The organism is Oceanispirochaeta sp. M1, assembly GCF_003346715.1.
Classification (GTDB): Bacteria; Spirochaetota; Spirochaetia; order DSM-2461; family DSM-2461; genus Oceanispirochaeta.
Genome location: NZ_QQPQ01000002.1, coordinates 49740 through 69266 on the forward strand (window position 1 = coordinate 49740; position 19527 = coordinate 69266).

The window sequence follows — 19527 nt, forward strand, 5'->3', positions numbered from 1 at the left end:
GAATGGCTAAAGTATTTGATACATCAAAAGCAGACGCACAGGGGACTTCAATGACCCCCCTTGAATCAGGGAAATTTGATATAGAGGGATACAGAGACTATGAAAAATCTCTGGAAGAGGGATGCACGACTTTTCAGGCAGCCTCTTCGGGAGTAAGTGTATATAGAAGATTCCGGGTTCCTGAAGTCTTCTCATGGGGCTGCAGGGACAAAAAGATGTCTCTGGGATGGCAGCTTGCTGCTCTCCAGGCGAGTGTTGATTTCAAGGCGGATATTCCGAACTTTCTGGAGCCCTGGTACGGTATTGGAGTTGTATCCAACTCCTTCGGTATTCCCTATATCTGGGATGAGGGGCAGTCACCTGCTGTGCAGTCCACCATAAAAACCTGCCGGGAGGCTATTAACAAATTTGAGAAGCCTGTAACCGAGACTGAGATCGGCAGGGAAGTAATGGAGAGGATTGAATATTTTCTGGATCAGACTAAGGGGCAGATTCCCATGAGTCTCACCGATACCCAGTCTCCCCTGAATATTGCCTCCTCCTATGTTCTCAATCCTGAAAGCTTCATGTATGAGACATTTGATAATCCTGAGGATGTTAATGAACTGCTTACTCTGATCGCAAAGATTGAAAAAGACTTTATCAAGGCCCAGATAGACCTTATAGGTGATGCCCTTGTTAAACCGGGTCATGGATTTGCCTCATCCAGAGAATTCAAAGGCTTGGGATTCAGTGATGACAATGTGCTGATGTTCAGCGATGACAATTACAGGGATATGGCCCAGAGCCCCATGTGTGATGCAGCCCGGCTGATGGAAGGCCCTGTCTTCCACTCCTGTGGCGACTGGTCAGGACGCTGTGATCTGATCACATCAATTCCCGGAGTACTTATGGCCGACGGTGCCGTGGGTGCCCAGACTGATCCCTGCCCCAACGATCCGGAAGTACTGGGTAAGGCATTCGCTCCTACTGATATTACACTACATGTGAGAATTGTTGGAGATTCATCTGTTGTTGAGGAAGAAGTGACGAAGCTGTGGCAGAAGGATCTGAAACTGATTGTGGCTACTTACTGTGAGACAGTGGATGATCAGAAGAAAGCGTATGATACTGTGCACAGGATATGCAGGTAATCAGCGATTCAAATCCTGAAAGAGCTCCTTCTCATCTACAAGATCGAGGGAGCCGCTATCCTCAAAATAATCTGAATACTTTTGATAGATTACATCCTTCTCAATATCCAGTTTTCTGAGATGTATCTTCATTACGGTGACAGCCTTTTCCAGATTCCGGGCTTTAATAAGCTCAAGCATCTCCTGATGATGTTTCAGGTTGGATATGGATACACCGCTGACAGACATTGAGAGATAGCGGACCCGGCGGTAATGGCTGGAAAAACTCATGATTACGTTGTAACACATGGACTTATCGGCCTTGCGGAAAAGCATGCTGTGAAACTCATCATCCAACTCGATAAAGCGGGTGGTTTCTCCTTTACTCAATGCAACTTCCTGCTCTTCTACATTTTCATAAAGATCATACATCTTAAGTTTTTCATGATGCATAATAAGATCATAAAGAACCGAATTCTCCAATGACTCCCTTAAAAAACGCTCTTCCTTAACCCTTGCGAGATTGATCTTTGAAACGAAACTTCCCTTCTGGGGAACTACGGTTACAAGAGCCTCGTTGGAGAGCCTGATAAATGCCTCTCTTACAGGAGTACGGCTCACATTCATCTTTTCAGAGATATCCTTCTCACTCATCACCGTACCGGGAATAAGGTTCAGATTGATGATATTCCTGTGGAGCATAGCATACACTGTCTCGCTGGCGGTTTTACTATGAACGTTCTCACCCCAATTCTGTTTAGCCATTATGCACCTTCCTTAAGGATCAGTTCGGACAAGGACTTTCGGATATCCAGGACTGTTTTGTAATATGTTGAGAAATAAGCTGTTCCATTAACATACAGAGCCAGCTCATTATTTTCCGAGGGTACAAACTCAAGACGGTCCATACCTCCCGTTTTTTTGTAGATTAAAATGCTGAAGACAGTCTTCTGTTTCTGAAAATCTGATCCCCCGGATCCAGGCAGCTCTCTGGCTATTCCTGTCTTCGTGAGTACATCGAAGAACTCCATCACCTGAGGGTATTCCACAGAGACACCGTTTATCAGGGCCTGTATATTTACTGATTCACCCGAGAGAGTAATATTGTAGTCCTCTCCTTCCAGAGAATCTTCAATCACCACAGACTCAATTTCTGATACATTGCAGTGGTAGACCGAGCCGTTCAGTAGATCCAGATAGTGAAGATCCAGAAATGGGAGATCCTCTTCGGAAAGTTCTGCAATGGCTCTACCCTTTTCAGTCCCTGCAAATATTTTACCCTCATGACGGAATAGAGAAAGGGTATACATTTCATCTTCATTTAATGAAATATTCAGGCTGAGAATTTCATCTTCTTTCAGAAGAGGCTCGGGAAAGAGACTTTCTGTCCGTACAGATGAGAGAGAGAGGATAGGGAAGATCAGCTCCTTCAAAGTACGCTCATAATCCAGGGTACTCACAATGGGTTCGGACAGAGTAAAAAGAAATCCGCCATTGTTCTCAATGGAAAATGAAGGGAAATCAGCTCCCCTAAAGTCCAGCTCAATTGATTTAAGAGTATCCAGTTCCTTGAGTTCTACCCTCGGCATGATAAAATCTGAAGAGAAGATGATGGGTTCTGATAGAAACAGCTCCGTATCCTCTGAACTCAAAAGGTAGACAGTATCATCAGATGCAGCGGGATCTTCTATCCGGAGGTAGGAACTTCCATCAAGAGAAATTGGCTCCCCCAGGATCAGACGCTTCTTGTTTCCCGAACTCAGGATAAGGGTGATAACAGCCCGCGGAGTTTCAAAGCCGTATACTGTATCATCCAGGGATTTTTCTATTGAAGAGACCGCTTTCAGTTTTGATATGCGAAAGAGAAAGGACTGCATTGCCTCTACAGAGTAGCTCATACCTTCCACCCCGGGTTCCAGAGAGATATGCCCCTCCCTGTGTATCAGACCGAATCGAGCTGCATCATTGATTACTGCAACCGCGGCGATTTCTGAGACATTCAGCCCCACGAGTTCAATCTCCTGCACTACTGTCTCAGAGACACTCTTTTTTTCAGGAAGATAAACTATCCCCGTTAAAACAGCCAGGACAATAAAGAGGATCAGGTTGATAAATATACCTTTTCTGTAATTCATTACAGCCTCTTCCTTCTGATATACATCATGATGCCGGCAACAAGAAAAGCCAGCGGAATAAGACCGCATATAATAATTGCCAGAATCAGGATATGACCTGACTGAAGATTCAGAGGATCAGCCTTAATTTTTTTTGCCGGTATATAGACTGAAGACTCTTCGTCAGCCAGCCAGTTGATAGTCTGTACAAGAAACTCACTGTTGCCGTAGCTTGAGAATCCCATTAGGTCATCACCATAGAGTTTCATGCTGCCAGCAACAATAAGACGGCTGACAGAATTATCATCCCAGGTTCTCTCGGAGCTCATTACAAGATTAAAGGGTCCCTCAATATCAGAGGCTTCCCGGTCCAGATTACTGAACTGATATCCAGTCTTTCCATAGGAGCCGGGGGTAGAACCAAGGACCGGTGTTATGTCGTAGGCGCTGCCGCTGCGGGGCGATTCATAAAGACTGCGGCTGGAGGGCATGGTCAGGAATATTCTTGTTTCCATAAAGTAGCGGTTGATCTCATGGGGAGCATACATGGGGACGATATTCACAGGGTTTCCTGCTGTGTAGGCCTGCTCTTCAAAGACAAGCTCATTCCCGGCGATAATGCCCCACTCTTCAAGGAATCCCTCTAGATTCGGGAAGCTGACAGAAGAGGGTTCCAGAAATACTAAAGCATTTCCCCCCTGCTCCATATAAGTTTTCAGAAGCGACCTATCCTCGGATAAAATATCGCGGCTGGGAGCGGCAATAATGAGAAGTTCCGGTTTTTTCCTGAGAACTGAACTCAAATTACCGCGGACCACATCATAGTTATTTGAAGAGAAGAGTGCAGTTAATGCATTGCCTGGTCTCTCATTGTGACCGTCAGAAAAAGCAGCGACGGGGACATTGCTGTCATTGATAAAGTAGAGTCCACTGGTGAGCTGCTGCTCCGCATTAAGACCTGTAATTTCAGTCCTGCCTGCATTGAGGGTATACATATCCTTTATGGAAAAGATCTTCTCACGGACCGTGCCTTCCATAAGAATGTCATTTTCATGAATTTGTATTCCTCGGGCGGCGAATGAGTCGATAAGAACCGGATTCTCATAGGGATCGACAAACTCAAGACTGATCTGAGAGCTTAAAGAGCTGTAGCGCTTCAATACTTCCCGAAGCATTACAACATAGTCTTCTTCTCTGTTGAACACAGTTATTTCCACCGGGGTCTTCAGTGCTTCAGCAGCTGCAGCAGTGGTATCAGAAAACTCATAAAGAGCATTTTCAGTCAGATCAAGTTTAAGAGAATAGCGCTCCACTGCCTTATGACTGAAGAGATTTATCAGGATAAAAACGGCAATGCAGAGTATTACAAATATAGAGCGGAGATTTCCCTTGAGAAGGGCTTTAATTCCGGCAGCGATTCTATTCATCCTACTGCCTCCTGCTCTCTAGACTGACAGTAGTGAGAACCAGAAACAGGACTGTCAGACTCAGGAAATAAATAATGGCCGAGGGATTGAATATCCCGTATGTAAACTCAATGTAGTTACTCTTCAGTGAGAAGAGAGTAAGCATTTTTTTCAGCAGGGGGCTGCCGGCATAGGGAGCCAGTGAATCAACCAGCCAGAGAATCAGGATAACACCGTAGCTCACAATGGCTGAGACAACCTGATTTTCAGTAAGGGTGGAGATAAAAAGCCCCAGGGCCGAAACCGCAGAGACAAGGAGAATCACAGCCAGGTAATTACCCAGGGTCACCATAAAACTGAATGAGCCGAAGTAAGCCAGAATAACAGGATAAACCAGAGTGACAGCCAGACCGATTCCGATCACTGTCAGGGTCGCCAGAAACTTTCCGATCACAATAGATTCCAGAGAAAGAGGCAGAGTAAAAAGAAGCTGTTGTGTCTTTTGTCTCTGCTCCTCAGAAAACTGTCTCATTGTCAGAATAGGAGTTACAAAGAGAAGTATATTAAACAGAGGAGAAAAGAAGCTGTTAATATCACCGTTCTGTGACATCAGATTGGCTGTGATAAAGATAAAACCGCAGAGAAGAAGGAGTATTGTCAGAAAGACATAGGCAATCATGGAACGGAAATACTGCCTCAGTTCTTTCATATAGATAGCCGTCATGATTCATCCCCTCCTTTAGGCAAACCTGATGTAAGATCGATAAAGATCTCTTCCAGAGTGGGATTTTTCATTTTCATCTGCATAAGGGCATAGCCGTTTTCATTCAGAACCCGGGAAAGATCCTTTCTGATATCTTCTCCCTCAGTCAGAGTGATGCTGTAATCCATACATCCCTCTTCAATACAATCCTGAACGTCAAGAGACTCAACACCCTTAAGCTCTTTTATGATGGCCTGAATATGAGGCTGATCTCCAAAGACACGCACATCCAGAACGGGGGCGGCATTGGGAGTATTCAGCAGTTCATCCGAAGGGCTGTCTGCCACTATGGACCCCTTATTCAAAACAAGGATTCTTGTGGAGACCGATGCAATTTCCGAGAGGATATGGGAGCTGATAATCACGGCATGGTCACTACCCAGATCCCTGATCAGTTCTCTGATATCAATTATCTGCTGCGGGTCAAGTCCGGAAGTCGGCTCATCCAGAATAAGAAGCTCGGGATTTCCTATCAATGCCTGGGCCAGTCCGATGCGCTGTTTATAGCCCTTGGACATGGTTTTCACAGGGCGGTCAATCACATCCGGAATACGGCTCAGGCCGCAGACTCTTTCAATCTCACGTTGCCGCTCTTTCCGGGAAATCCCTTTAACAGAACAGACCATATAGAGCTGCTCTCTCACAGTCATATCCGGATAGAGAGGAGGAAATTCAGGCAGGTAGCCAATATTTTTCTTATATTCCAGAGGCTGTTCCTGAATGTTAAAGCCATTCAGGGAGATGCTTCCCCCGCTGGGAGGGAAATAGCCGGCGAGCATATTCAAAGTTGTGGATTTACCGGTGCCATTGGCCCCCAGGAGTCCCAGGACCTCACCCTTCTGCAGGGTAAATGAGATGTCCCGAATCGGTTTCACCCGACCGTAGTTCTTTGAAAGATGCTCAACCTTCAGCATTATGTATTACTGCTCCAGATATTTTTTAATTGTTCCGGCAACGGCGCCGGGAGCTGCCAGCATCTCGAGAAACATGGCCTCAACCTTGTCACCCAGATTATGTTTATAGAGATCCACTCCGAATATCTCAGCATTGCTGAGAAGTTCTTCGAGGGCTTTATGAACTTCAGTGAGATTACCGGAGAATCCGAGAGAGAATGATGCCACAAAGGGCTGAACCTTGTCCAGATTGGGGTCTGAACTGAGTTCGAAACTCTGTCCCTTATCATCCACAGCCATAAGATAACGCAGCCATCCGGCCATAAAAAGAGGAATGAAAGTCAGAAAGGAGAGATCCGATTTCCCCTGTGCAATATAGGCCTTCATTGTCTCACCGAAACGTACGGGAATTTTCTTTGAAGTATCTGTGGCAATCCTCTGGGGAGTATCGGGAACATGGGGATTGGGGAAACGGACTTCAATACTGTCACGGATAAAGTCTTCGGCATTCATGATGCCGGGATCTACAACAACAGGCATTCCTTCGCCGTATCCCAATCTCTCAATAAATCCCTTTAATAGAGGATCTTTCATCTCTCCCGAAATAGAGCTGTAACCCATCAGACATCCGAAAACAGCTAGAACTGTATGCAGGGGATTCAGACAGGTACAGACTTTCATTTTTTCAATTTTATCAATGGTTTCCTTGTCTGAAAACAGGACTCCGGTATCTTCCAGAGGGCCTCTGCCGTTAGGGAAAATATCTTCGATTGCAAGGTACTGGGATTCTTCTGCATTGACGAAGGGAGAGACAAAGGTGTTCTTTGCTGTTTTCACAAGCTCCATTCCCTCAAGACCATCGGCTTCGAATACTGAGTTCAAGACAGAAGAGGGTCTGGGAGTGATTTTATCTATCATGCTCCAGTTGAAGGATAGTTTTGTTTCATCATTCAGATAGTCAAGAAATCCCTGACCTGTGCTTCCTTTCCAGGCTTCCGCAAAACACAGTACGGCTTCCTTGAGGAGGGTTCCGTTATGGCTGCAGTTATCCATACTCACCAGAGCCAGAGGAGCTGCACCATTCTGAAAACGGGCATAGAGAAGACGGGTGATAATTCCGATAGTGGATGTGGGCTGTCTGTTAAAATCATCCAGATCCGGCTGTATCCATGGGAATGCATCTCCCTGATCGTCTTTGACGGCATAACCTTTTTCTGTAATAGTCAGACTCAGCATCTGCAGAGTCGGAGCTGTAAGAACCTCTTCCATCCTTGCATAATCACGGGAGGGAATCAGACTCTCAGCCAGGCTGCCGACAATCTCCTTGGTAATATCACCATTACCTTTGAGGGTCACTGCAAGAGCAAGATTATCATAGGCTTCATATGCCTTTTTGATGATCTCTTCATCAAAGGTTTCACATACGATAATTCCTGTATCGACTTTACCTTTATTAAGAAGTTCCTGCTGGAGAACCGCAACAAAGGCTCTGAATATATTTCCGGCTCCAAAGTGAATCCATGCTGGATTCTTCCGGCTGTTCTCCCGGACTTTCTCTATATCAAACTGAGGCAGTTTATAACCTTTATCAGTCCACTGCTTTTTATTCTCTAATTCTTTTAAAGATAATTTCATTATTTATTCTCCTTAGTGAGACAAACGCCGCTGTCTTTATCCAGATACATATTCGATTTTACTGTTCTTAAAGCCGAGGCGGGACAGCTCACGGCAATGGGCCCGGTCAGTGCTGCTTCCACAGCGGGAGCCTTAAGGATTCCCGGAACCGTACAGAATATATATTCCGGACGGATCAATTCGGGAATGGTGACAGTCAATGCTGTCTTTGGGACATCATCCATAGTGGCAAAGCAGCCGTCATTCACCTGCTGCTGCCGGCAGATCTGATCCAGCTGAACAACTTTGACAGATTCAGGATCTTTAAAATCCGCCACAGGAGGGTCGTTGAAGGCAAGATGCCCGTTCTCACCTATTCCATTAAGGCAGATGTCCAGGGGATTCTCTTTCAGAAGATCCGTATATCTGACACATTCAGCCTCAGCATCTCCCTGACCATCCATATAAAAGACATTCTTAAAGGGGACATGGGCAAAAATTCCAGCCTTGAGAAAATTACCGAATCCCTGGGGTGCATCGGCAGAGAGTCCGATATATTCATCCATATGAAAGGCATTCACCCTGTCCCAGGGAATAAGATCAGCTTCTTTAAGGCCGTCCAGGACTTCCTGCTGTGAGGGAGCCGCGGCAAACATCATATTGATATGATCACGAGTCTTCAGGAGTTCAAGAATGCACTCTGTTACATCCCTGACAACCGCATACCCCATGGCTTTTCTATCTTCAAAGACACGTACTGTCAGTTTATCAATCTGCTTCTCTACAATTTTTGACATATTTAGAATCTCCCTTTGAAGTCAGTGATGGTAGAGTCATCAAACCCTTTTACGGACTTCGTTTTTTTATGAAAACGCGTGGCATCCTCCACTCTCGAGGGGAAGGAATAATAGGGATCATCTTTCTTCAGGGGGAGTATGACTCCTGATCCGGTAAAGGCGGATTTATAGACAGCCGAAATAAGTTCAATGGAGTTTCGGCCATCTTTGCCGCTTACAGCAAGAGGAGTACCCTTTTCTATGGCATCGAGAAAGTTCCCGACCTGTCCTGCATGGTGTTCAAACTTCAGATCAGGCAGATTCTTATATTCATCACTTAACTTATTGATTGTCTCTTCATCATCCATGGGAAATCCATTGGAACGCGGAGTGCTTGCTTTAACAGCAAAGGGTATAGAAACAGAGGCTTTTTCCATCTGGAAGTCCAGTTTCTGCTCTTCTCCATGATGAATCAGAGAGGCATTGATCTGAGACATGGTTCCGTCTGCATATTTTAAAATACTCAGGGAGAGATCTTCCTCTTCCGAATTCTGATGATTCAGATTTGTCAGAAAGGAATTAACTTCCACAGGGAGACCTTTGGCCCAGAGAAGAAGATCTATATGGTGAACCGCATGATTCAGCGTACATCCGCCCCCTTCACTCTCCCAGAGACCCCGCCAGTAGAGGTCATAATAGCTCTGCCCTCTCCACCAGAATGAGTTGATCTGTGAAAACAGAAGCTTTCCGTAATCACCCTTGTGGATTATTTTCATAGTATTGGAGATGGAGGAGATAAAACGGCTCTGAGCAACAACAGAGATCAGGGCATTCCCCTTCTCCGCCGCAGACAGTATCTGATCACATTCACCCAGACTCATGGCCATGGGTTTTTCCAGAAGGACATGTTTTCCCGCCTCCAGTGCCTTGACCGCAAGGTCCCGGTGTGTGGAGGGAGGAGAACAGATAGAGACAATATCCACGGCATCCAGCTGCTCATCAAATAAGGAGGATGCTTCAGCGTTCAATCCGTATTTGTCAATAAGAGCGGCCGCCTTGGCAACAGTGGGATTAGAGATATGAGTTATTTCCACTCTCTCAGGAAAACTGAGAAATCCCTCTATATGTGCCGGTGCAATTGCTCCGGCTCCAACTATCATGACTTTCAGCATTATTCCTATCCCTCTGTTTTCTTACTGAGACTTTTTAACGGCTTCCATCAGTCCCAGTAGATACTGGGCACCCAGGGCTCTGTCGTACAGGCCGTAACCCGGCATGGCAATTTCACCCCAGATAGCACGACCATGGTCGGGACGAATAGGTCCGTCAAAACCAATTTCCACAAAAGCTTTCATTATTTCATACATATCCAGAGAACCGTCTGAGGAAAGGTGTGCCGACTCTTCAAAAATTCCGGGAGCTGTATGTTTTGTATTTCTCATATGAGCAAAGTGGATTCTGCCCTTCAGAGAACGGATAATATCGGGAATATCATTATCAGGCTTGGAGCTGAGAGATCCGGTACAGAGAGTTATTCCGTTATACTCGGAGGGAACCTCTGTAATCAGACGCTGCAGATCCATCTTGTTTTTGATAATACGGGGAAGGTTGTATACGCTCCACACGGGATCATCAATATGGATGGCCATCTTTACACCGTACTTTTCACAGGTAGGAATTATGGCATCCAGAAAGTATTTCAGATTCTGAAAGAGTTGTTCATTGTCTGTACTTTCATAGAGATGAAACAGTTCTTCAACCTTTCCCATTCTCTCGGGTTCCCAACCGGGCATAACAAAGCCGTTAGAATCACCATCAATATGGTCAAACATCTCTTTGGGATGAATGAGGTCTACTTTTTCCTGATTATAGGCCAGAACCGTAGAACCGTCGGGTCTGGGTTTGGCCAGCTCAGAGCGGGTCCAGTCAAATACGGGCATAAAATTATAGCAGACCATATTGATTCCCTCGGCTGAGAGTTTCTTTAATGTGGCAATATAGTTTTCAATATGCTGGTCACGCTTGGGATGACCTACCTTGATCTCATCTGAAACATTAACGCTTTCAATACCATAGATCTTCAGACCCGCATCTTCCACATCTTTCTTCAGACTCTGTATATCTTCCAGATTCCACTCATCTCCGGGAACTGTGTTGTAAAGAGTAGGGATAACTCCGCCAACTCCTGGAATTTGACGTATCTGTTCCAGGGAAACACTGTCATGTCCTTTCCCAAACCATCTGAGGCTCATTTTCATAAACTTATCTTATCCTTATCAGTAAATCAAATTCGGCAGAAACATAACCACATCGGGGATGAATATCAGCACGATAACCAGAAAGATTACGGCCAGATAGAAAGGCATGGTTTCTTTAACAAAATCTTCAAGCGGAGCATCCAGTATCTGACATACCGTATACAGCGCAGTTCCCACAGGAGGAGTCATGCAGCCCATTGTAACAATGGTCATCATCAGGATTCCGAAATGTACGGGATCAACCCCCAGGTCCTTCACAACAGGAAGAAAAATAGGAGTCAAAAGCAGAACGCTTACATTACTGTCAATAAACATACCGGCAACAGCCAGGAAGAGGACAATGATGATCAGCATAATCTGAGGATGACTGGTGATTCCCACAAGGAGTGATCCGATCTGTCCGGGGACATTCTCAAGAGAGAGGGCATAACCGAAGATACCGGAGAGGGCAATAATCAGGATGATTGCACCGTTATCAATAAAGGAATCCTTCAAGGCAGCCCTGAATTTATCCCAGGTCAGTTCCTTATAGATGAATTTACCTACAAACAGGGCATATACAACTGCAAAGGCCCCTGCTTCAGAAGGTGTAAACAATCCAAAACGGATTCCAACGATTAGAATGACTGGAAACATAAGAGCCCAGATTGAGTCTTTAAGATCTACCCAGACTTCTTTAAATGTGATTTTTTCCACACTCAGATCGGGCATATCATATTTATGCTTATTGGCAGTAATGCTTACTGTAGCCATCAGGAATACCATCATTAGAAATCCGGGAACAATACCGGCAATAAAAAGTTTACCGATAGAGACCTCTCCGACAAATCCATAAAGGATCAGGCCCAGACTTGGTGGAATGGTAGCTGTAATCAGGGAGGAGAGACAGGTGATTCCTGCAGTATATCCTCTTGGATACCCCTTCTTTACCATGTTATGACCGAGAATACGGGCCTGCATGGAAGCATCTGCTACAGCCGACCCTGATACACCGCCCATCATGGTACTGAGTACAACATTCACCTGAGCCATACCACCGGCCATTCTTCTTGTGAGAAGAGAAGAAAAGCGGAGAAGACGAGAGGTGATTCCGGTCTTATTCATCAGGTTTCCTGCAAAGATAAAGAAGGGAACCGCCAGAAAAGCGATGGACTGGGTCTGTGCAACAACCCTCTGAACCGTAATGGAAAAGGGGATCATATCACTGGTGAGAAAAAAGACCGCTCCGGAGATACCAATGGTAAAACCGATGGGCATATTAATAGCCAATAAAAAGAAAAAAGTAATTACAAGTAATGTCATTTCGTTTTAACTCCTAGCAACAGCTTTTAACGGGAGCTTCATCCCCGGGAATATCGCGAAGAACATTATATTCATCATCCTTAAAGTTGATGCCTATTTTGGCAATCTTGATACAGGCTGTCAGAATCATCATCAGAGAAGACACCGGCAGGGATGCTGTAACTATGGAATAACTGAAATTCGACAGGGTCTGAAAACTTCTGTCCACACTCTCTATGCTCAGTTTAGTACCATAAATAACAAAGGCCGAAAGCAATGCAATAATTATTAAAAATACAAATAACTGTACAATTTTACCGATTTTAGGATTGAACTTTTTCACAAGCAGATCCACACCGACAAGGCGGGAATGTCTCATGGCAACATCTGCGCCAAGAAAAGCGGCCCAGGAAAAAAGAAACTTGGCAATATCATCCGCCCAGACAATGGGTTTATCAAACTGTCTGAAAAAAGCGGCTGAAAAAATCAGGATAACGATTGAAACAAATACTGTCCCCACAATCATTTCCTGTATTTTACAATAGATCTCGTATATCTTTCTCATCTATTCCTCAATACTCGGGTTATAAAAAATAGCCGGCAGTTCATACTTTCGGACAAGCTGCCGGCTTATTTTAATTAATGGTTAATTTGACTGTGAATTAAAGTCCAAGCTCTGCGTAGAGATCGTCTTTCAGTTCAGAGAATCCCATGTCTACGTATACAGACTGTACAGCGTCTACAAAGGGAGTCTTGTCAATTTCGAGAAAAGTAACACCCGCAGCTTCCATTTCCTTGATATAATCTTTGGACTTGGAAACAACAACTTCCTGGTTGTCTTTGTAAGCATCAAAAGCTGTATCCAGAAGGATTGTCTGGTTTTCAGCAGAAAGTCCGTCGAAAAACTTAGTACCGGTTACCATTGAGGCAATCAGAGTAAAGTGCTCGGAAAGACTTACATAAGATTTAATTTCATAGAATCTCATGGAGTAGATACCGGGGATCTGAGCTTCACATCCGTCTACAACACCCTGTTCCATTCCCTGATATGTCTCAGCCCAGGGTAGAGCAGTAGCGATAGCACCCATTGCATTTACAGAGTTTACGAAAAGATCGGAACCGATAGTTCTGATTTTAACACCCTTAAGATCAGCAGGTGTTGTTACAGGAAAGTCTGTTACCCAGCTTCTAACACCGGAATAACCGTTAACAGTAACCAGTTTCAGACCTTTTTCCTGGAAATCTTTGTCCCATTTAGCATAAAGCTTGGTATCTCTGATTTTGTTCAGGTAGGTGTAATCGGGGAGCAGATAAGGCATCTGAACCAGACCGAATTCGGGAACATAGGCAGCCAGACGACCGGGGTCGGTAGCATTGATTACAGGAACACCCTGAATAGCCTGTTCGGTAACATCATCAGTTTCACCCATTACAGCGTTGATCTTAACTTCTGCAGCAAAAGCTCCAGTTGCATTCAATCTTTCTGCATAGTCAAAATGACCCATGGACTGTGTGTCTTCCTTACCGCTGGTACCGGCAATAAATAATTTAGTGGCTTGAGCCATAGACGCGTCTCCGCCTTCCTGCTGACCGCCGGCAAAAATGTTGCCGCTCAGTAGAAGAGACAGAACTACAAGAATAATAAGATTTTTCTTCACAAAGTTCTCCTTTGATATAATATACAAACACACTACCATACAAGTATGCATTTGGCAACAATTATTACAATATTTTAACTCTGTTAACTATTGATCCATGAAAGTGCCGGAGAACAGGAGCTTATGGAGAGCAATATTTGAAACAAATTCTCTTGCCGTTATGGATGAAATAAATTTGAATGAGTTATCACTCAAACCATGTTATTATATTTTGGAACTATGGAAGCATAGGGAAAAATATTCATGCCTCAGTTTTAAAAAAGGAAAATAAAAATGAAAAGCTACTGGCTCACAAACGGTCGTATCATCGACGGAACAGGATCTACCGCCAAAGAGGGTAATATTCTAATTGAAGATGAAAAAATTATCAGAATACAGGAGGAGACTCCTGATGACGGTCTTCCTCAGATAGACTGTGAGGACCATATTGTGGCGCCTGGGTTTATAGACATTCATTCCCACCTTGACTGGTTTGCCGGAAACGAAGGAAGCAGGGAATTGATGATGCCCTTTCTTCAGCAGGGAATCACAACTGCAGTAGGTGGAAACTGCGGTTTCAGTACTTTCGGTTTCCCCGTATCCCATCCCTATAGAGAACTTCTGAGTGATAATATCTTCCGTTCAGGCCGGGCAAAACTCAGCTGGCAGAATGCAGCAGGTTATAAAGAACATATCAAAGAGAACGGCAGCCCCATGAATATCCTCTCTTATGTAGGTCATGGAACCACAAGAACCTCCATCAGAGGCTACGATGCGAATCCCCTGACAGATGCAGAACTGAAGCAGCTTCTGAGTCTTCTGGATGAGAGTCTGAAGCAGGGAGCCTGCGGGATTTCCCTGGGTCTCCAATATGAACCCGGTATTTTTGCCGACAAAAAAGAGCTGAAAGCCGTAGCAGAGCTGGTAAAATCCCATAATAAGGTACTTGCGGTACACCCGAGAGCAGCCTCTGCTGTTTCCGGAACCTATCCTATGAAACCCTTCGGAACTCCCCACCATATTCTGGCAATTCAGGATATGATCGAACTGGCTGAAGAGACTGGAGTCCGCCTCCAGTTCTCTCATCTGATCTTTGTAGGCTCACAGAGCTGGAAAAGTGCGGATAAGGCATTCAAGCTTCTGGAGGATGCCAAAGTCAGAGGGGTGGATATCCACTTTGATACCTATGGCTATTCACTAGGTGCCAGCAGAATAAATGTAATCCTCCCTGAATGGTTTCTGGCAGACCTTAATAAGAATGTGGAAAGTAAGTCAGCCTTGAAGAGACTCTGGGTGGAAATAAAGGCAATGGAGCTTGTTCTAGGCTTTGGATTTGAGCAGATCAGAGTAACAAATACCGTATATCCCGAATGGAAAAAATATAATGGATTGTATCTATCAGAAATTGCCCGGAACCTTGGACAGAGCAGCTTTAAGACTCTCTGCGATCTTGTCCGTCTGAGTAACGGTACTGCCGCCGTCCTGATGGAGCGATATTCCAATCCCGAGATTTTAAAAAGGATGATCGCCCACCCTCAAGTCCATTATCAGACTGATGCATGGATGGAAAGAGAGGGTATAAATAACCCTGCAATCTACGGCTCTATCCCCCGCATCCTCAAACTGAGCCGGGAGCACAATATTCAAAGTATCGAAGAGAGCATTAGAAAGATGACCGGAGCCACTGCGGAAAGACTGGGAATACCAAAGCGGGGATATATCAGAAAAGGATACTATGCCGATCTGGTTGTATTAAATGAGAAAACCATCAGCGACAGGGAAGATGAGAATGGGATTCCTCTTCCACCAGAAGGAATAAAAAGGGTCATAATCAATGGGAAGATGCTTTTAACTCCTGAAACAGCTAAAGAGATAAATCCTGTAGGCAGTGAAATGCCGGGAATGTTTATCCACATCTAATTATGGGACCCTATATATTCACAGTTCAGTACAAGCTATAGTAAGTTAAACTATCAACTCTGGAGAGATTCTCTCCAGGGGTGATGAACTCCCCGAGAAACCAAATTCCCGGGAACAGAAGGAATTGTAATGATATTAGATACAATCGCCAATGCGGCAAAATACGAAGTACTCCACAAGAGCTTTAAAAAAGCCTTTGATTTCATCCGGGAATCAGATCTGAAATCCATGGAACTCGGCCGCTATGAAATAGACGGAGACAATATCTTCGCTCTGGTTCAGGGCTACACAACTAAGGCTGTCAATGAAAAGCAGTTTGAAGCACACAGAAACTATATTGATATTCAGTATATGATCTCCGGTTCCGAAATGATGGGCTACACCACTCCTGATTATTTAACAGTTACAACAGAATATAATCCAGATACAGATGTTGAACTCTACTCTCATACATCTTTTACTGAGTGTGAACTTGATGTCAAAGACTTTGCAGTGTTCTACCCCGAGGATTCTCATATGCCGGGCTGCAGCATCAGAGGCAGGACTGCCGGAGAGGTGAAAAAACTGGTTCTAAAGATCAAAAAGTAATCATCTGTTTCTGATAAACACGCCGGAACCTTTATGGGATCTTGACCCGAAGGTTGCGGCGCAATAGAATAACAGCTATTAACTAATTTCCGAGGTTCTGCCTCTACAGATTCTGCCTTTTCCAGGCACGATCCATGAGTCTTTGCCCGCAGGGTTGTTCCGGAAACAGAACAGCCTCCCGTGTTTGGAAAGGAAATACATTGAAACGTGCAGGAATTATCCTTCTGATAATCCTTATACCGGTCCTTCTCTTTTCAGAGGAGTACAGCTATAGGACATCAGACATTCTGAGGCTTATGGACTCAGAGTACCTGAGAAAATCAACATACTCATTCGACGGCCTTTATTATAAAGGCTGCTCACTTCTCGAAACACTGCCTCTTATGGAGGAAGTATATGAGATGGATATCCGCAACGCCGGATCAAAAAATCTTTTAAAAAATGATGACCTGGGTGAATACTGGGCCGAGGCCCTACTGGTAAGTGAAGATAATTCATCAGGCCTCAGTCTGATATTCAAAGACAGGATTTATCATGACCTGACTCAGCTGAATTTCAAGGGAACAGCCATGGAATCTGATGAATTGGAGGTCTGGCTGTCCTGGGAAGGTGTTGATGCTCTCAAAGATGAAATTGAAAACTTTGCAGACCACCACAACATCAGTATCAAGGCAGTAGAAGTTCCCAGTCCCGATTCGAAACTACATTCAGTTGTAAGGGCCAGAGGAGATGTACCTGACCTTGTGATGATCCAATCCAGTGCCGTAGAAAAACTGGTTTCAGCCAGGGCTGTTCAGAACCTTGGATATATAAAAACTCCAGATCTTATCATACAGGGTACTGAAGCCTTTACTCTCAACAACAAACTATGGGCCCTCCCGTTCTACTTTGATACACAGCTGATCTATTACAACAGGAATCTGCTTGATTCAGTACCCTCTCCCGACTGGACATTAAATGATATGGAGCTGGCAGCCCGGCAGATAAGAGAGAGGAATAACAAGATTCATCCTCTGGCCTGGAATGCCTACTCCTCCAACTGGCTGATTCCCTTTCAGGTTTCCTTTGGAAAAGGGGAGCTTATAGATTCTAAGGGAATAATCACAGTCAATGATAAAGCGACAGAAGAGGCATTGAATTATATCCTCGACTTAAAGGAAGAAAAACTTTTGAGCCCCCTTGAAAGAGATGCCATGGATGCCCTGTTTATTGCAGGGAAAGTAGGAATGATAATGAGCGGCTCTTATGCTGTCCCCTACTTCGAGTCTCTGGGGCTGGAGTTCGGAGTTCTCCCCTACCCTATAAATCAGATGACAGGGATTCCTCTCTCTCCTCTACTGGATTTCAAGTCCTTCTGTATGACCCGGCAGACTAAACATCCCATTCTGGCCCGCCGATTTCTGCAGCATATGATCGGTGCGGGAGTACAGCAAAGATTCTGTCCTGCATTAGCAAAACTTCCGGCCAGAGTTGATGTACTGGATATCCCGGGAATATCATACGGATATCTCTCCCTTCTTAAATCAACTGTAGTAAGAGGAACCGTGGTCCCTCCACAGCAGATATACAGCATCTATAAGAATAATATGTGGAAACTTCTCAGGTTCGCACTCTCAGGCCAGTTGTCGGTACACCAGACTCTGGAGAAGGGACAGACCCTGATGAACAATTCAATAAAAAATTAATTGGTTTTATAAAGGAGTTTGAGATGAAAAAATTATTGTATCTGGTGCTGACGGCATTCCTGCTGTTCACCATAGGATGCGCAACTGAAGGCAATCCCGTAGCCGCAGAAAATGGGGGGAACAGTGAAGCTGCTGTGGCAGAAGTGGATGATATTTCCTCTGCGACTCCCGCAGGAGAGGGCTGGAGAATTGAACTGATGGGAGTACGCAACGATGAGTTGTGGCAGAGCCAGCTCAGCTCCTGGAAGGAAGCTGAAGATGGAAGCTCTGTTGAGATGAGCCTTGAAAAAAAGGGTGAAACAAAGCTCTACAGTGGAATACTCCTGAAGGATATTGTCGCTATGGTTGATGATCCCTCAGGCGGCATGCCCTATGAATTCCAGGAAGATCTCTGGAAAGAAGGCTATGACATAACACTGACTGCCGCAGACGGATACAGTGCCAGCTTCAACAGCGCCGATGCCTCTTCTGAAGAAGTCCTACTGGTGGACAGTATAGACGGCGAAACCGTATCTCCCCAGATTGCCGGTAATCTTACAGGCAAGGCATGGGTACGTAATCTGGTTAGCATTGAACTCAGCCTGGCAGCTGTTGATCTTACACAGAACAGCTTTGATTTTATATTAGATATCAATAACAATATATCTTCCTACACTATTGCCGACCTGGAAGCCATGGATATTTACGTAGAAGACAAAGGCAGTTTCACTAACAGCTACGGTAATACGACTGATGGGATTTACGGTGGAGTCAAACTGATTCCCCTGCTTTCAAAATCAATGGACGTAACAGTCGAGTCCGCCATCAAGATTATTGCCATGGATGGTTATGAAATGAGTTACGGGGGAGACATGCTCCTGGATCAGACCGATGGAGACTGGATTCTGGCATTTAAAGAAAATGGTGAGTACATGCCCGAAGATCCCGGCTATATACGTCTGGTAAAAGTAGGTCCACAGAACCCCAATATTACCGGCCATGTATCTGCACGAATGATCAAGAAGATCGTAACAGAGGGTGAACCCTTTAAAGACTTCGGTCTGACTATTGTACAGAAAGATCTGACAGAAGTTTTTGACCGTCAGACCATGCAGAGCGGTGTGTCTGTAAATAAAAACAAGGTTACCTACTACTACCAGAAAAAAGATCAGGATATCGAGTATATGGGAATATCTCTCTGGAGACTCCTGGAACGTCCTACCGGATACAAGGCTGTTGAAATTGCAGCGGGTGATGGCTTCTCAGTAACCCTGGACAATGCTCAGATTGAAGGAAATGACGATGTTATTATCGCCATGTATACCGGAGACGATGATTCTCTTCTTGATGATAGCGACTGGCCTCTCAGACTGGTATGGGACAAAGACGCAGCCCTGGTTCCCGATGGAATAAAAGCTGTCAGAAATGTAGAAAAAATTACCCTTATTTATTAAGTAGGTGTATTAGAATAAAAGCGGGGGCTGGTTATCCGGCCCCTTTC

17 protein-coding genes and 1 riboswitch are annotated in these 19527 nt (G+C 44.8%); of the genes, 5 read left to right on the top strand and 12 right to left on the bottom strand.

The window, feature by feature from the left end; all coding sequences use genetic code 11:
• The first annotated feature begins 2 nt into the window (after nucleotides 1-2).
• Entirely contained in the window at nucleotides 3-1133 is a 1131-nt protein-coding gene (locus tag DV872_RS01410) for a uroporphyrinogen decarboxylase family protein (protein WP_114628048.1), read from the top strand.
• Here DV872_RS01410 and DV872_RS01415 read toward each other — a convergent pair whose 3' ends face one another.
• The 12 genes from DV872_RS01415 to dctP all read right to left on the bottom strand — a co-directional run bounded on the left by DV872_RS01415 (nucleotide 1134) and on the right by dctP (nucleotide 13875).
• On the bottom strand, nucleotides 1134-1877 hold the full coding sequence (locus DV872_RS01415; RefSeq protein WP_114628049.1) for a GntR family transcriptional regulator: 744 nt from the start codon (nucleotides 1875-1877) through the stop codon (nucleotides 1134-1136).
• A complete protein-coding gene (locus DV872_RS01420) occupies nucleotides 1877-3247 on the bottom strand; it encodes a DUF4340 domain-containing protein (protein ID WP_158546774.1) in 1371 nt (456 codons plus the stop codon). Before DV872_RS01420 ends, DV872_RS01415 begins: the two co-directional genes overlap by 1 nt.
• Nucleotides 3247-4653, bottom strand: coding sequence for a GldG family protein (locus DV872_RS01425; RefSeq protein WP_114628051.1), 1407 nt, complete (start codon nucleotides 4651-4653; stop codon nucleotides 3247-3249). Before DV872_RS01425 ends, DV872_RS01420 begins: the two co-directional genes overlap by 1 nt.
• 1 nt (nucleotide 4654) lies before the next feature.
• Nucleotides 4655-5356 (bottom strand): ABC transporter permease, encoded by a 702-nt coding sequence (locus DV872_RS01430; protein ID WP_114628052.1) that lies wholly within the window; start codon nucleotides 5354-5356, stop codon nucleotides 4655-4657.
• The gene (locus tag DV872_RS01435; protein WP_114628053.1) at nucleotides 5353-6309 is read right to left on the bottom strand and encodes an ABC transporter ATP-binding protein; all 957 of its coding nucleotides are present in this window, start codon (nucleotides 6307-6309) and stop codon (nucleotides 5353-5355) included. The genes DV872_RS01430 and DV872_RS01435 overlap by 4 nt, the downstream gene beginning before the upstream one ends.
• 6 nt (nucleotides 6310-6315) lie before the next feature.
• Nucleotides 6316-7923 (bottom strand): mannitol dehydrogenase family protein, encoded by a 1608-nt coding sequence (locus tag DV872_RS01440; protein ID WP_114628054.1) that lies wholly within the window; start codon nucleotides 7921-7923, stop codon nucleotides 6316-6318.
• Nucleotides 7923-8699, bottom strand: coding sequence for a glucosamine-6-phosphate deaminase (locus DV872_RS01445; protein ID WP_114628055.1), 777 nt, complete (start codon nucleotides 8697-8699; stop codon nucleotides 7923-7925). Before DV872_RS01445 ends, DV872_RS01440 begins: the two co-directional genes overlap by 1 nt.
• Nucleotides 8700-8701: 2 nt before the next feature.
• Complete coding sequence (locus DV872_RS01450; RefSeq protein ID WP_114628056.1) at nucleotides 8702-9850, bottom strand: Gfo/Idh/MocA family protein; 1149 nt, start codon at nucleotides 9848-9850, stop codon at nucleotides 8702-8704.
• Nucleotides 9851-9871: 21 nt separating this feature from the next.
• A complete protein-coding gene (locus DV872_RS01455) occupies nucleotides 9872-10936 on the bottom strand; it encodes a mannonate dehydratase (RefSeq protein ID WP_114628057.1) in 1065 nt (354 codons plus the stop codon).
• A gap of 18 nt (nucleotides 10937-10954) precedes the next feature.
• A complete protein-coding gene (locus DV872_RS01460) occupies nucleotides 10955-12238 on the bottom strand; it encodes a TRAP transporter large permease (RefSeq protein WP_114628058.1) in 1284 nt (427 codons plus the stop codon).
• Between the two features lie 13 nt (nucleotides 12239-12251).
• Entirely contained in the window at nucleotides 12252-12782 is a 531-nt protein-coding gene (locus tag DV872_RS01465; RefSeq protein ID WP_114628059.1) for a TRAP transporter small permease, read from the bottom strand.
• Nucleotides 12783-12879: 97 nt separating this feature from the next.
• On the bottom strand, nucleotides 12880-13875 hold the full coding sequence (dctP, locus tag DV872_RS01470) for a TRAP transporter substrate-binding protein DctP (protein WP_158546775.1): 996 nt from the start codon (nucleotides 13873-13875) through the stop codon (nucleotides 12880-12882).
• A gap of 273 nt (nucleotides 13876-14148) precedes the next feature.
• On the opposite strand from dctP, the gene DV872_RS01475 reads away from it, so the two are divergent.
• From DV872_RS01475 to DV872_RS01490, 4 genes are all read left to right on the top strand, one after another.
• Nucleotides 14149-15774: an amidohydrolase family protein gene (locus tag DV872_RS01475; protein WP_114628061.1), complete on the top strand. Its 1626-nt coding sequence runs from the start codon at nucleotides 14149-14151 to the stop codon at nucleotides 15772-15774.
• A gap of 129 nt (nucleotides 15775-15903) precedes the next feature.
• Nucleotides 15904-16362: a YhcH/YjgK/YiaL family protein gene (locus tag DV872_RS01480; RefSeq protein WP_114628062.1), complete on the top strand. Its 459-nt coding sequence runs from the start codon at nucleotides 15904-15906 to the stop codon at nucleotides 16360-16362.
• A gap of 75 nt (nucleotides 16363-16437) precedes the next feature.
• Nucleotides 16438-16573, top strand: a riboswitch (molybdenum cofactor riboswitch).
• The gene (locus tag DV872_RS01485) at nucleotides 16563-18047 is read left to right on the top strand and encodes an extracellular solute-binding protein (RefSeq protein WP_114628063.1); all 1485 of its coding nucleotides are present in this window, start codon (nucleotides 16563-16565) and stop codon (nucleotides 18045-18047) included. Its footprint overlaps the riboswitch before it by 11 nt.
• Nucleotides 18048-18070: 23 nt before the next feature.
• Entirely contained in the window at nucleotides 18071-19480 is a 1410-nt protein-coding gene (locus DV872_RS01490; RefSeq protein WP_114628064.1) for a hypothetical protein, read from the top strand.
• Nucleotides 19481-19527 lie beyond the last annotated feature (47 nt).